This window comes from Sphingobium algorifonticola, assembly GCF_004005485.1.
Classification (GTDB): domain Bacteria; phylum Pseudomonadota; class Alphaproteobacteria; order Sphingomonadales; family Sphingomonadaceae; genus Sphingobium; species Sphingobium algorifonticola.
Genome location: NZ_RZUL01000003.1, coordinates 480,532 through 494,750, shown reverse-complemented (window position 1 = coordinate 494,750; position 14,219 = coordinate 480,532). Strand labels below are relative to the sequence as shown.

Annotated in this window: 14 protein-coding genes; 5 read left to right on the top strand and 9 right to left on the bottom strand. The window is 61.2% G+C overall.

Annotation, left to right across the window (positions count from 1 at the left end; translation table 11 throughout):
* Positions 1-75: 75 nt before the first annotated feature.
* Complete coding sequence (locus ENE74_RS11455; protein ID WP_127691193.1) at positions 76-2,784, bottom strand: TonB-dependent receptor; 2,709 nt, start codon at positions 2,782-2,784, stop codon at positions 76-78.
* A gap of 126 nt (positions 2,785-2,910) precedes the next feature.
* Complete coding sequence (locus ENE74_RS18250; RefSeq protein WP_164847454.1) at positions 2,911-3,177, bottom strand: hypothetical protein; 267 nt, start codon at positions 3,175-3,177, stop codon at positions 2,911-2,913.
* Positions 3,178-3,232: 55 nt separating this feature from the next.
* Here ENE74_RS18250 and ENE74_RS11450 point away from each other — a divergent pair, with 55 nt between their 5' ends.
* Positions 3,233-5,290 (top strand): tetratricopeptide repeat-containing sulfotransferase family protein, encoded by a 2,058-nt coding sequence (locus ENE74_RS11450; protein ID WP_127691051.1) that lies wholly within the window; start codon positions 3,233-3,235, stop codon positions 5,288-5,290.
* A gap of 37 nt (positions 5,291-5,327) precedes the next feature.
* The gene (locus ENE74_RS11445) at positions 5,328-6,011 is read left to right on the top strand and encodes a TetR/AcrR family transcriptional regulator (RefSeq protein ID WP_127691050.1); all 684 of its coding nucleotides are present in this window, start codon (positions 5,328-5,330) and stop codon (positions 6,009-6,011) included.
* Positions 6,012-6,025: 14 nt separating this feature from the next.
* On the opposite strand, the gene ENE74_RS11440 is transcribed toward ENE74_RS11445, so the two are convergent.
* The 7 genes from ENE74_RS11440 to ENE74_RS11410 form a co-directional block, all read right to left on the bottom strand.
* Positions 6,026-6,574, bottom strand: a complete 549-nt coding sequence (locus ENE74_RS11440; RefSeq protein ID WP_127691049.1) for a cytochrome c family protein — start codon at positions 6,572-6,574, stop codon at positions 6,026-6,028.
* A 21-nt stretch (positions 6,575-6,595) separates the two neighbouring features.
* The gene (locus tag ENE74_RS11435; RefSeq protein ID WP_127691048.1) at positions 6,596-7,141 is read right to left on the bottom strand and encodes a methylamine dehydrogenase light chain; all 546 of its coding nucleotides are present in this window, start codon (positions 7,139-7,141) and stop codon (positions 6,596-6,598) included.
* 23 nt (positions 7,142-7,164) lie between these two features.
* Entirely contained in the window at positions 7,165-7,770 is a 606-nt protein-coding gene (locus ENE74_RS11430; RefSeq protein ID WP_241241955.1) for a thioredoxin domain-containing protein, read from the bottom strand.
* Positions 7,767-8,312 carry a MauE/DoxX family redox-associated membrane protein gene (locus tag ENE74_RS11425; protein WP_241241954.1) on the bottom strand — a complete coding sequence of 182 codons (546 nt, stop codon included), beginning with the start codon at positions 8,310-8,312 and terminating at the stop codon, positions 7,767-7,769. The genes ENE74_RS11430 and ENE74_RS11425 overlap by 4 nt, the downstream gene beginning before the upstream one ends.
* A gap of 2 nt (positions 8,313-8,314) precedes the next feature.
* A complete protein-coding gene (locus tag ENE74_RS11420; protein ID WP_241241953.1) occupies positions 8,315-9,454 on the bottom strand; it encodes an amine dehydrogenase large subunit in 1,140 nt (379 codons plus the stop codon).
* Between the two features lie 191 nt (positions 9,455-9,645).
* Positions 9,646-10,845 carry an MFS transporter gene (locus ENE74_RS11415; RefSeq protein WP_127691046.1) on the bottom strand — a complete coding sequence of 400 codons (1,200 nt, stop codon included), beginning with the start codon at positions 10,843-10,845 and terminating at the stop codon, positions 9,646-9,648.
* Between the two features lie 73 nt (positions 10,846-10,918).
* Positions 10,919-11,587, bottom strand: coding sequence for a TetR/AcrR family transcriptional regulator (locus ENE74_RS11410; protein ID WP_241241952.1), 669 nt, complete (start codon positions 11,585-11,587; stop codon positions 10,919-10,921).
* A gap of 221 nt (positions 11,588-11,808) precedes the next feature.
* On the opposite strand from ENE74_RS11410, the gene ENE74_RS11405 reads away from it, so the two are divergent.
* The 3 genes from ENE74_RS11405 to ENE74_RS11395 all read left to right on the top strand — a co-directional run bounded on the left by ENE74_RS11405 (position 11,809) and on the right by ENE74_RS11395 (position 14,207).
* Positions 11,809-12,081 carry a PepSY domain-containing protein gene (locus ENE74_RS11405; RefSeq protein WP_420902589.1) on the top strand — a complete coding sequence of 91 codons (273 nt, stop codon included), beginning with the start codon at positions 11,809-11,811 and terminating at the stop codon, positions 12,079-12,081.
* Between the two features lie 39 nt (positions 12,082-12,120).
* The gene (locus ENE74_RS11400) at positions 12,121-12,786 is read left to right on the top strand and encodes a response regulator transcription factor (protein WP_127691044.1); all 666 of its coding nucleotides are present in this window, start codon (positions 12,121-12,123) and stop codon (positions 12,784-12,786) included.
* A gap of 113 nt (positions 12,787-12,899) precedes the next feature.
* Entirely contained in the window at positions 12,900-14,207 is a 1,308-nt protein-coding gene (locus tag ENE74_RS11395) for a sensor histidine kinase (RefSeq protein ID WP_127691189.1), read from the top strand.
* The last annotated feature ends 12 nt before the right edge of the window (positions 14,208-14,219 follow it).

Genomic DNA, 14,219 nt, shown 5'->3' with positions numbered 1-14,219 from the left:
TCGCATGCCAAGAAGTCGACAATCCGCCATGGCCTGGACCATGGCGGATTGTGGATTCATCGATGCCTCAGCGCATCAGTATTTCCGGCCGAACCGGATACCGAAGAACTGCGGCTTGATCGTGAATATGCGCGAGGAGTTTGCGCAAAAATCGATCGAACAGAAGGTGTTGGTCGACAACTGTCCACGCTTGTCGAAGGCGTTCTGAAGGAAGACTGTGAGGCTCCAGTTGTCTTTCTTGATACCAGCGGAGAAATCGAAGCTCACAAAGCCCTTTGTGGTGCAGGACACACCCGCAAGGGTGCGTTCCTCTGCCACATCCGGGCACACCAACTGATTGTTGTTATCGACGTTGAGGTCTTGGGTGGCGCTCGTCTGATACAGGGCCGCGCCCTGAACATAGGCATTCAGACTGCCAAGTTCGGTGTCGTACCGTACCGATGCTGTCCCCTTGAACTTGGGCTGACGGGGCAGCCGGATGCCATCGGCTGCGGCAACCGACGGCGTCGGCGGGTTGGAGTTTGGCACATCGACACCGACCTGGCACGTTGCCAACTGGCTGATCGTACTTGTCGTCCGGTCGAGCGCAAAGTTGCAGAAATCGCCCGTCAGCTTCCCGTCATTATAGGCGCCCGAGGTGAAGAATGTGAACTTGCCCAGTTTCAGCTCGGATTCAAACTCGACGCCTTTGACTTCCGCTTTCCCGGCGTTGCCGGTTATGCCCGCGCCCTGCGCGCCGGAGACCACCACGCCATATTGGATGTTGTTCCATTTTTCGAGATAGATGGACGCATTGAAGCGGAAGACATTGTCCCAGACCGTTTTTACGCCCAACTCATAGTTGGTCAGCGTTTCGGATTCGAACGGCGCGACATCGACTTCCCCGAAATTGCGGATACGCAATGGGCGATTGAAGCCGCCGGGGCGGAAACCGGTCGAATAGTTGGCGTAGATCATCTTGTCAGGTTTGAATTGCCAGTTGAGCGCGATCTTGTGAGTTTCGCCATCTTCCTTGTATCGGCCCGTCTGGTCTGCCGCCCGGAAATTGGTGTTGAGGCACTGGAGCCGCTCCGCTGGCAGCGGGGTCGGGCAGCCAAGCGTTCCGGTCGGTACAAAAAGCGAAGTGACAGTGTTTCGCGCCGAGGCGGGGACGCCAGCAAAGCCAACAATGGCATAATCGGTCCAGAAATAGCGAATACCGCCCGTGATCTTCAATGTGGGCGTGATGTCGTAATGCCCTTCGGCGAACAGCGCATAGTCGTGGTACAGCTGGTTGTTCTCGACGATGTAGTACCCGTCGTCTTTCACTGCCGGTGCCGCCACGACCATCGTGCCGCCCTGTGATGTCGGTATGCCAAATCCGGCCAAGGTCGTCGTATTACCGTCACAGCCACTTTGCGGTCCGCTGTATGCGCAGGTGTCCGTGTAGCCAACGGCGGTGTCGAGACCGCGAATGGCGTAATAGACATTGTTCTTGTTCTTCTGCCTCTGATAGAATCCGCCGAAGGTGACATCGAAAGGCCAGTCTTTTGGCGTGGTCAGGCGCAGTTCCTGGGTGAACTTGTTCCGCTGATTGTCGGCATGATAAAATTGCGTGGGATCGAGCAGCGTCGTGCAACGCAGCGACGCGCCGGACCCGGTACAGCCGCTTGCATCGAAAAACTGCAGATAGCTCTCGTAGCCGCCACCGAAGCCGTCATAAGTCACGGTGTAATAAGTGTAATCGTTGAGCGTCGCGGTCTTGCGCTTGAAGAAGCCGGTCGCCGAAACGATGTCCCAGTCGCCGATATGGCCGTTGATCGATAATGTAGCCTGATACCATCTGTCGTCGTTGCGGGTCTGGTCATAATCGTGCACTTCCAGGTCGCCGACGCGCGGGTCGAACCCGAAATAGCCTCTCGCGATCTGTCGCTGCGCGGTGAGCTGGGGCGTGATCTGCCATCCGTCGGCCGGTTCCCACAATATCTGCACACGACCGCCATATTCCTTGATCGTGTTGTAATCGTCCTTCGCGATATCGGAATTGTCCAGGTTCAGGAACGTGAGCGGATTGTCGTCACCCAGCGTGTAGACCGCCGGTGCGCCGGTGTTGAGCCGACCATTGTTGGGCGTGTTGTCGATATAGCCGCCATCGCGCCGGAAATAACCCATGGCGCGGACCGCCATCGTATCGCTGAGCGGAACGTTGATATAGGATTCGATCTGTCCGCCGAAATCGCCCTTGCCATATTTGTTGGCTTCGACGTCATAGCCGAACTCGAACGTGTTGAGCTTAGGCTTCTGCGTGATGAGGCGGATGGTGCCCGCGAGCGACCCCGCGCCGTACAGCGTGCCTTGAGGCCCGGCGAGCGACTCCACGCGTTCCAGATCATAAGCGTGGATGTCGGGCAGATTGACTTCGGTGATGGGAATGTCGTCAAGATAATAGCCGACCGACGCATAGGTGCCGCCCGCCGGCACGATACCGCGGAAATAGACGGCGTTCCGGCCAGGCCCGATGCCTTCGAAGGACACCGACGGCAGCAGCGCCACAAAGTCCGTCAGGCCCTTCACCTGCCGTTGTTGCAACGCGTCGGCGCTCAAAGCCTGCATGGAAATGGGAACGGTCTGGATACTTTGGGCGGTGCGCGTTGCGGTCACCACGATTTCGGTCAGGCCGCCCTGAGGATCGTCGGCTGATACCGCCGCCTGCGGTTCGGACTGGGCCGCTGCGTCCTCGGCCGCCTGTGCTGTGCCTGGTGCGACGATAGCTGAAAGAACCGTGCTGGCCCACAAGGCCCGCATGAATTGAGACCGGCGACCGGATAGCTTCGTCATTGCGATGGACTCCCCCTCGTTAGAAACCAGACCCCTCCCGTCCGTTTTCTACGATCGCGCCATGCCGCGACCGGTAGAAGCTGCGTCGCATCATCATGCGTCCGCCGTTTTCGCGCTGTTTTTCGCAAACGCAGCACTTCGCTGCTGCCTGCCATGGCGCGCGTTTTTCCGTCTGCCGGGCGATCGCGCGGCATCGTCTGAAATGTGTAAATTCCCCCGGACGTCGCGGGTTTTCTGGGAACCATGACGATCGTCCAACTTTGATAATGACGCAACGCAACAAGGAGTCAATAGTGTAATTTGCGGCTTCGGATCGCCGCGATATCGCCCAGGATTGCGCATGTGCGAAATCGCGTTCATGATATTGAAAGGGTCGAAAACAGGGGGGTGTGGCATTGGGCGGAGCAGGATCGGCATGACGGCAACGCGCGTCGCACTCGACCGCGCACTGGGGGAGGCGACGGCTCTGCTGCCAGCCCGACCGGATGCGGCACTCGCCGCCGCGGAAGCGATTCTCAGGCAGGCACCGGGGCTCCCCCCCGCCGAGGTGATCGCCTGTCAGGCATTGCGGCAGCTTGGCAGGCCGAAGGCGGCGCTATCGCGGCTTTCGGCGCTCGCCCGCAGACAACCCCATGCACCGGTGGTGCTGTGGGAACTGGCGCAGGCGGCGAGCGAGGCGGGGGACAGCCGACGGGCCATCGATGCGCTGGAAAGCCTTACTCGCCAGCAGCCGATGGTTGCGCGCGGCTGGTTCCTGCTCGCGGCTGAACTGCGCAAAGCCAAACGTGTGCAGGACGGTTGGCGTGCTGACCTGGCAGGTGTCCAGGCGGCGTCGCGCGATCCCGAACTGCTCGATGCGGCAATCGCCATGAATGACGCGCGGCTCGACGATTGCGTGGCCCTGCTGACGGCGCGGCTGGCGCGGTCGCCCGACGATCCGCCCGCCCTTCGGCTGCTGGGGGAGACGCGGTGGCGACAGGGGGACATGAGCGCGGCGCTGGAACTCGTCCAGCAAGCAGTCGATCTGGCGCCGGGCTTTGACATGGCGCGCGATTTTCTGATCCGCTTGCTGATGCAGACCAACCGTCTGGGCGAGGCGCTCGACCATGCCGAGAGATTGTCCCTCTCTCCGGTCAGAAGTCCCGGCCATGACATGATCAAGGCGTCTGTGCTGGTGCGCCTTGGCCAGCAGGAACAGGCAGGCGCCATTTACCTGCAATTGCTTGCGCACCATCCCGAGCAACCCCAAGTGTGGCAGAATCTGGGGCATGTGCTCAAGACGCTGGGGCAGCAGGCAGACGCGATCCACGCCTATCGCAAGGCCGTGACCTATCAGCCGACGATGGGTGAGGCATGGTGGAGCCTCGCCAATCTCAAGACGGTCAGCCTCGATGCGCACGATATCGCGGCGATGGAACAGGCGCTGCTCGCCCTCGATGCAACGGCGGAGAAGGACAGGGACGATATCTTCCACCTGCATTTTTCGCTGGGCAAGGCGTTCGAGGACGCCAAGGACCATGCGGCATCGTTTCGCCATTATGCGGCAGGCAATGCTTTGCGCCGTGCCATGATCCTTCATGACGCAGACGGCTTTTCCGCCGAGGTCGCCGCTGCCGCCGACGTCTTTACCAGCGCCTTCATCGCGCAGCGCGGGGAGGGCGGATGTCCCGCGCCGGATCCGATTTTCATCGTGGGCCTGCCACGATCGGGATCAACACTGGTCGAGCAGATTCTGGCGAGCCACAGCCAGATCGAAGGGACGATGGAACTGCCCGACATGATGATGATTGCCAGTCGCCTGCAATCGCGTGTGGAGGAAGGCGAGTTTGCGGACTTCCGGGCGATGGTAGCGTCGCTGACCCCGGCCGATCGCCAGCGGCTGGGGGAAGAATATATCGAGCGCACCCGCATTCATCGCCAGACCGACCGCCCCTACTTCATCGACAAAATGCCAAACAACTGGCAGCATGTCGGGCTGATCCACCTCATCCTGCCGCAAGCGAAAATCGTCGATGCGCGGCGTCATCCGATCGGTTGTTGCCTGTCGGGATGGAAGCAGCATTTCGCGCGTGGGCAGACGTTTTCCTATGATCTGGTGGAAATTGGACGCTATTATCGCGACTATGTGGCGCTCATGGCGGCGTTTGACCGGGCGCTGCCGGGCCGTGTGCATCGGGTGATCTACGAACATATGGTTGCCGACACGCCGGGTGAAGTCGCGCGTCTGCTTGCTGCGCTCGGTCTGCCGTTCGAGGAAGGGTGCCTCGCCTTCTGGCGTACGGAGCGCGCGGTGCGCACCGCCAGTTCGGAACAGGTCCGCCAGCCGATTTTCACCGATGGTGTGGGCCAATGGAAACATTATGCCGAATGGCTTTCACCGCTAATTACCACATTAGGGTCGTTGGTCGATAACTATCCCGACGTACCTGGTCCTGACGCATCGCGGGTTGAAGCGGTCGCCTCGCGACATTAGCTGCAAGGTCCCCTCGATGACTTGACTGGACTGTGCCATGCCCGCCGACCCTGTAAAACCTTCGGCGCGCCGACCGGGCATCTATGCGCGCGGTACGGCGAAGGTCGATCTTATCCTGAAGGCGGCACTGGATGTCCTGATCGACGAAGGCGCATCGGCGTTTTCGCTCCGGCGTATCGCAGCGCGCTGCGGCATGACGGTAGGCAATCTGAGCTATCATTTCCCGCGCAAGGATGTGTTGGTGCAACTGATGCTGGAGGAAATGCTGGATAGCTATGAGGTGGTGCTTGACAGCGGGGTTCGTCAGCCTGGGCTCTCGCCGCGGGACCGTCTGGAACGCATTGTTACATTATGCCTCGACGACATCATGACCAAGCGGACGACGCATCTGTTTACCGAGCTGTGGGCGCTCGCCAATCATGACCAGGTAATCGCGGAGCGGGTAGAGAGCTTTTACCGCAGGGTGCATGCCATCATCGGCGATTTCGTCCAGGTGCTTAATCCGGCCTTGGCGCCGCAGGACGTGCGCCTGGTGGCCCTCTATATCAGCGCGTCGATGGAGGGGACCACGCCATTTCTTGGCCATGGCAAGCCGTGGCAGAATGACATGCCGGTTATCCGCAGCATCGCAGTCAAGGCATTGGTCGATCTGGCGGTGACCATCACATCGGCCGACATGCACAGGGATAGCGATCCGCAACCCTTCATGCTGCGAAAATAGCGTCTCAGCAGGCCCTAGCGCCGTATCTTGTCGGCAGCGGCCTGTGGAAAGAGCAGCCGCATGGCCACGGGCGCGCGACACATGCGGATCGCCTCCTCGACATAGCGCGCCCGCTCCTTTTTCAGGGAAGCGGCCGACAGGGCGAATTGCCGTTCCCGCGTCACCTCCGCAGCGGTATAGGGCTGCGTTCCGGGCGGTACGCTATCCCCGCCCAGACCGAAAACCACGAAATTCAGCAGGTCTGCCAATTGCTGATTGTCGCTTATTCGGCTGTGCGCGATGTTCGGCAGACGGACGAGATAAGCGCGGGCACCCGGCGTGCACATGAACCAGCCGACCCGATTGCGCAATTCAGGCAACTGCGCCGGTGCCGACAGGCCATGGATGCCGTGGCATCCGCCGCAATTTTCCAGATAGTCGGAACGTGCCAGCACCGGATCGGTAATCGCAGCCGGAAGCGGGCGCTCCGGCAAGGCACCCGATATCGCCCGAACGACCGGTACGACACCCGCTAAAAGAGCGACTGCGGCCAGGGCAACGCGCAGGACAGCACTTCGTCTCATGTCAGCACCCAAAGGGCGAGATCATCCGGCAGGGCCGACCAAAACGGCAGTGGAGCAGTGATATTCCATGCTGCTCGTGCCGAAACACCAGATGATATTGTTGTTGAACTGCGGCACGTAGATCTGCGTTTCGCGATCGGTATTGTCGCAGCCGCACTGGCCGCACGCAGGCTTGCCGCAGCAGTCGCGATAGGCGATCAGATAGGCCTTGCCGTCATCCGGGTTGATGCAGGTGCCCACCCAGGAAACCGGCGAGGGCTCTGCGCCAGCCGGGCAGGTGTGCATGCCGCCGCCGCAACAGGTGCAGAGCGCACCGTCAATCGCGCAATACCGCCAATAATCGCACTTCGTATCGTCCTTCGTCTGCGCGTTGCGGGCGAAGGCGGTCTTGGCTTCGGGGGAGCGATCAGGCTTTGCCGCATCGGCGCGGCTGACGGGCAGCAGCGGGAAGACCGGCGCAGCCACCACCGCAAGGCCGAGACGCGAGAGGATGCCCCGGCGCGACGTGCGACCGGCGAACTTTCGCAACAGGGTTTCGCCGATGGCGTCCGTATCGAACTTTTTCATGTCAGGCCCCCAAATCACTAGGTTCAGGCCGCAGCGACGGTGCGCTGGGCGATATAATCCTGCACCGACCGGATGCCCATTTCATGGGCGACGATCAGGCTTTCCAGATGCTCGCGGCTGTTGACCAGCCCCTTGGACAAGACCGTGCCTTCCGCATCGAGCAGCACCGCGAAGGGCAGCTTGCCGACCGCGAAAGCCTGGCCGACTTCCGGCCCGTTGACGAACGGATAGGCGTCCAGTCCATGGCGGGCGATCATCGCCTGCTGTGTGGCCGGATCATCGTCCCCAACGAAGACAAGCGAAAGACGCTCATCGCTGGCGAAGGATTTTGCGACGGGAATAAGCCCCTTGCACAACGGGCATTGGGCAGACACGAACATCAGCAAGCGCAGCGCAGTGCCTGGTGCCGGGCCGCCGATGGTCGTCGTCACGCCGTTCAGCAATCGCGCCTCCACGGCGGCGGAGACATCGCCTGCTTGCGGGCCGCCCGCCGTCGTCAGCGCGCCGGCGGGGGCCACGCGCATGTGCAGGACGCCGACCTGGCGCGCGATCGCGAGCAGCAGCACACCCAGCGCCAAGATCCCCACCCAGGACAAGAGCTGCGAAACGACAAGAACCGTCATCATCATATCTGTTTCCCGAAAGCCAAACGGGCATGGGCATCCACTGCCGCGATTGCATTGAACAGGACATATATCAGTGCGACTGCGAGACCCGCCGCCAAAGCGACCGCCTTGGCCGCCGGTGTGAGCGACACGGTGTTCGCAGTCGCCGGAAGCAACATTGCAGCGAGCAGGAGATTGCGGCCAACGAGCGACCAACCGAGCGGCTGGCGCAAATGCGACAGCCCGCAACCGCAATCGATATAGGTTCGCCCGCGGCGGATATTGATCGCCATCGCGGCGGCAAACAGGATCAGCAGGACGATAGCTGCCGCGGCGGCATGGCCGGAGAGGTTCGCAATCAACGCAAAGCCGACGATCAACTCGACGACCGGAAGAAGCATCGCGACCGCGCCGACAAGCCGCGCATCAAGCAGGCGGTAATTTGCGACGACACCGGGAAAGACATCCCGATGCCGCAGCTTGCCGATCGCAGCGGCGACGAAGATAATACCCGTGCCGGTGCATGCAGCCATCGCCATCGTGGCGACGAGTGTGTCGATCAGCATCGTCAGCCCGGCTCGGCCACGGTGATGAGACCGCTTCCGGCGTTTTCGATCTTGTGCTTTTCTTCGAAGGTCGTCCCGTCCAGGATGATGCCGTCACCCTTGCGGTTGTTCAGGAACAGAAGGGGTTTTTCCTCCTGGCTGATCGCGACATTTACCATGGGATCCTTCAGCGGGATCCGCTTGACCACTTTCTGCGCGGCGACATCGACTTTCCAGATTTCCGTGCCTTCCGCCTTGTGCGACCAATATTCACCCATGTGCATCAGCACGTAGAGATGCCCGGTCGGGCGATGCAGCGCCGTCATCTGGCCACCACCGGGATACCAGTTGAGATCGAGCGGCTTGGTTTCGCCGGGGCGAATGCCAGCTGCGGCCTGTAGTGAGAAAGGTTTCGAAATGACCGGGGTGGCACCCATCTTCGCGGTGTAGATGTCACCCGTGTAGGTCAGGAAGATCGCTTCGCGCTTGCTCTTGTCGTACACGAAATTGTCAAAGATCGGATTGTCGGTCGCCGCGAAGAAAGGCGCTGTGCGGGTAATCTGCGGCTTTGCGCCGCCAAGTGCGACGGTTGCGAGCGATCCGTCCGAACAGAGCGCGGAAAAGCCGACGCCCGGATTGGGAATCAAGCTGGCGCAGCCGGGCAATTCGATATTGCGGACGAACTTGCGCTTGACCAGATCGACCACGTTGACGGACGAAGCGGGGCTGAGGTTGTATACGAACGCTATCTTGCCATCGTCGCTCAGCACGAAGGTCTGTTTGCGTCCGCCGATCAAGATGCGTTCGGGGATAGCGATTTCAGCCTGGAGCTTCAGTTCGGCGCTGTCGTAGACGGAAACCATGTCCTGCCGGGTGCCACGGCCGCCTTTCGACCAGATGCTTTCGGCGACATAGTAATATTTTCCTGCGGGGTCGATCGCCATGTCGGAAAGATGACTGGTATCCACCATGCCTCGCATCTTTCCGGTTTCGCCATCGAAGATCGACGTGCCGGTCGTGCCCCAGCCGCCATCGACATAGAACCAGTTGAGCGCCGGGGGCGGGATCGTCGCGACATTCGCTTCTTCCGGCTCGACCGAAGCAACGGTATCGGCAGGCGCGGCGCTCAGGCTCGACCCCGCGAGAGTCAGCGCTAGCGCCAAGGCGCGAACCGGCAAAGACCGACAGATTGTGGCGACCGTTTTCATCCCTGATCCCCCTGTTGCGCAGGCTCTACGCTATGCGCGTTGTCCCTTGCCGATAACGATGTTGTCAAGTCTGGACAGATGTCCAGAATTGGTCAAGCGATTCGATGCAGCGCAGCAATTTTTTCGGCGAATGCGGTCGGCTATCATCATGCTCCCCAAGGCGCATCGCGCAGAGGCCGCGATTCGTCTGCTGTCTGACTATCCAAGACTGGCGACAGGCGCGTCCACCGGGCTGCCGCCATCAGCGCCAGACAGGCCCCGCCGAATGTTCCCAAAGCGCCGCTCGCAAGGCCTTCAGGGCCCAGCAGTGCCGCGAGTGTTGCGCCGATCACCGGCCCCGCGATCATACCAAGGCTATGGCTGGCGGCGACCATGCGGCGAAACAGCGCCGTGCCGCCTTTTGCGCTCGCCGCGCCGGAACAGCGGATGACCATGGCCGTCGAGCCGATGTTGAGGAAAATGACGGACAATATGAATGCAGCGTTCTGGCCTGGATAGGTCATGAAAAGCGGCGCGAGCATGGCCATACCCGCGATCGGGCCGCTGATCGTCAGGGGGAGGGAAGGGCGGTCGCGTGCCACTATGGCCGCAGTAACGACGCCCGCGACCGATCCGAGCGCGACGGCATAGCCAATGGTTGTCTCGCCGATACCGGCATTGATCGCCAAGGTGCCGACGAAGCTCCAAACGATCATCGTGGTGCAGACGAACCAGAAAGTCGCGCCAAGCAGTGCCCAGGCCGTCTTCGTCGCCTGCTGCGGGCCTGCTGTCCGATCGATGGCGGGCGGGCGTGTTTCATCGGCGATCCTGACTTGCCCTAGCACCATCAGGGCGAGTGGAACGCATGCACAGGCCGTTATGGCGACCGAAGGCGAAAACATGTGTGCCATCAGCGGAAGCAACAGCGCCACGAGTGTGGAAAGCGCGAGCTGCACGAGGAACACGATCCCATAGGCGCTGGTCGGGCGGACAGCGGCTATGACGGCCATCACATGGGTATAAATCAGCCCCATTGCAGCACCATAGAGCGTCCGCAGAGCAATCAGCGCCCAGAATGACGCCGCTTGGAGCGTTGCCAGTGCTGCGAGCGTGGCGCAGATGGCGGCCAAGCTTATACTGCTGCGTGGCAAACGGTCGCTCATGCGCCACGCAACGACCGCGCCTATGGCCATCCCCGTCTGCGTTGCGCCGACGATCCAGCCGTGATCTGCGGGATCGGCGATGCCCGCAGACGTCAGCAAAGTCAGAAAAACCGGGTCGATGCCGGGCTGAAGGCATGCCAGGGCGGCGGCGGCAATGCCGGCTCCTGCGATGCAGCGCTGATCTGGGCGTTCGGCGGACATCATTCCCCACGGCAACAAATACGCATGGCTGCGCCTGTGCCGTTCAGACCATCCTATCCCCCGTCAGCATGTTTTCCTATCGCTCGGGCTGTGTCAATCCGGCAATATCCTGCGGTGTGATCGTCTTGACCATGGTCACCAGCGCCTTCACGGCGATATGCGTGAAGGCACCCATCTTGTGCGCCCAGGGCTTGCGATAGCCGACGAAGGGCGTCGCACCTTCCATCGACGCGCTGATGTAGAGCGCCACGCTGTGAACGTCCTCGGCCGACAGCGCGGGATTGAGTTCGGCGACATATTGCCCGATGAGATCATGCACTTTCTGATAGAAGCTGCCGACGCGTTCCGCGACGAAGGCGTTGTGATTGGCAAGCGCCCATAACTCCGTGAACAGATGGCTTGTTCGCTTGGACCCGATGTCGTCGAGGCAAAGAATGATGATGAGCCGCAGGCGCTCGTCGGTCGAAAGGCCGGGCTTGCGCACGGTATCGTCCAGCAGCTTGTCGTACGAGTCGACAAGTTCGTCGAGCAGCACCTGAATCAGCATTTCCTTGCGCGGAAAATGATAGCTGACATTGCCGACCTTCACGCCGCATGCTGCCGCGATCCTGCGTATCGTGAAAGCACCCGCGCCTTCATCAATCAATACGGCCAGCGCCGCTTTCAAAATGGTTTCAACAGTTTCGGTGCCGCGCACGTAAATGCCGGGACGGCCAGGCGCAGGCGCCAAATTAGGTTCAGACATCAACTGAAGGTAACAGCCTTCTTGCCTGACTGCCAGTGGATGTCCGATCCTATCCGTCGACTATTCGGTCGGCATGTTGATCAATATGCACGATTTTCGACGGATCGGATGGGCTGGATGTTTGTTTTTGCGCTTATTCACCACCTGTTCAATGCTGGTTCTCTATGCCATGACGCATGTCCATGTTTGCCCGGTCGTCCGTTTCCCTTGCGCTTGCCGTCATGCTGTCCATCGGCTTTGCCCTGCCGGACGCGCATGCGTTGGGCCGCCGCGACGAGCAGGATGCCGCGCGCCGGGCGATGCTCGACGGCCATGTCATGCCCTTTTCCATCCTGAAGCGTCGGGTCGAATCCGAAATGGGCGACGCGACGTACCTGGGCTCGGAGTTCAATGCCGGGGCCAACCGTTATCGTTTGAAATATGTTAAGGACGGCAAGGTCGTCTGGGTTGATGTGGACGGACGGACCGGCGACATCATCGGCTGGGCGCGCTGACCCGGGTTTTGATACGACAAAGAGAGAAAAGAGGGCATCATGCGTCTGTTGATCGTTGAGGACGAGCCTAGCCTGGGCCAGCAGCTCAAAAATACGCTGGAAGGCGCAGGATACGCCGTCGATCTTGCCACCGATGGCGAGGACGGGCATTTTCTTGGCTCGACCGAAGCCTATGACGCCGTGGTGCTCGATTTGGGCCTGCCGGAAATCGATGGGCTGACTGTGCTCGATCGCTGGCGCAAGGATGGGAAGACGTTTCCCGTTCTGGTGTTGACGGCCCGCGATAGCTGGTCGGACAAGGTGGCGGGGCTGGATGCGGGGGCGGACGATTATCTCGCCAAGCCGTTTCAGAGCGAGGAACTGATCGCGCGCTTACGCGCCCTTATCCGCCGCGCGTCGGGCAATGCGTCCAGCGAGTTGACGGCCGGTGACGTACGCCTCGACACGCGGTCGGGCAAGGTGACGCTGAACGGCGAACCGGTGAAGCTGACGGCGCAGGAATATAAGCTCCTGTCCTATCTGCTGCATCATAAGGGCAAGGTGGTGAGCCGTACCGAACTGATCGAGCATATCTACGATCAGGACTTCGACCGGGATTCGAACACGATCGAAGTGTTCGTGACGCGCATCCGCAAGAAACTGGGCGCCGATGTCATCACCACCATCCGGGGTCTGGGCTACAGTCTTGATGAGCCGGTCGGGTGAGTGGCTGACATCATGCCTCGTCCGGTTCGAACGGACCGCTACGCTGTGCATTCATGACTGACGAACCTGCCCCCGCGCGCCCACAACGCTCCACCGGATCGCTCAGCCGCCGGATGATCGGCATTGCGGCTCTGTGGATCGGGCTGCTGCTGCTAGGTGGGGGCATCGCGCTGGATCGTGTGCTGAGTGATGCTGTTACACGCAATTTCGATGACGGGATGAGCTATGTGCTCACCGCCATGATCGCCTCGGCGGAAATCGGACCGGATGGCGAAGTGCTGTTCAACCGCCCGCTGGCCGACCAGCGGTTCCTGGAGCCGAACAGCGGGCTTTATTATCAGATCAGCGCGCCTGGCCGCGAGGATTGGCGCTCCCGCTCGTTGTGGGACCGCGCCCTTAAGGTCGATGCCGGTCATCGCGATCGGGAATATCATGTCTATGACAGCAAACAGTTTCCCGACGAGGATCTGCGCGTGATGGAGCGGCGGGTGGTCCTGCCCGGATCGAACCTGCGCTGGATGTTCATGGTGGCGCAGGCGCGATCGGGTCTCGACGCCCAGATCGAGACGCTCCGGTCGACGCTGGTCAAAAGTTTCGCGCTGCTGGGCGCGGGCCTAATTATGATGGTGGTGTTGCAGACCTTCATCGGCCTGTTGCCGCTGCGCCGGGTACGGCTGGAAATCGTGGCGATGCGTGCGGGCAGCAAGAGCCGCGTGGACGCGCCGATGCCGACCGAAGTGCGGCCGATGGTCGAAGAGTTGAATGCGCTACTGGCGCATAATGAGCGGCAAGCGGAAGAGGCACGGACCCATGCCGGTAATCTTGCGCACGCGCTCAAGACACCGTTGACCGTCATCATGAACGCGGCGACCGCCCAGGCGGCCGATCTCGCCGACACCGTGATCCGCGAGGCGACGACGATGCGAAGGCAGGTCGATCATCATCTGGCGCGCGCGCGGGCAGTCGGCCGTCGCGGTTCGGCACAGAGCCGGGCAGAAGTATGGGCCAGCCTCCAAGCCGTCGAGCGTGCTGTGGCGCGGCTCTATCCCTATGTGCGCATCGACATGGATGGCGACAAGACGGCGGCCGTGCGCGTCGAGCGGCAGGATCTGGATGAATTGCTCGGCAACCTTGTGGAAAATGCCGCAAAATATGGCGGCGGAAGCGTTTTTGCGACTGTTCGGCGTGCGGGCGACATGGTCGATGTGCTGGTGGAAGATGACGGGCGCGGCATAGCGGAGGGCGACCGCGAACGCATTTTCGATCGTGGGGTACGGCTCGATTCGGGCAAGCCGGGCACCGGCCTTGGCCTTGCCATCGTGCGCTACGTGGCCGAGATATACGGTGGCACGGTGACGCTGGAGGAAAGCGAGGACCTGGGCGGACTGCTCGTGCGTCTCAGTCTGCCGGTCGCTGCCTAAGCGGGCGGTCGC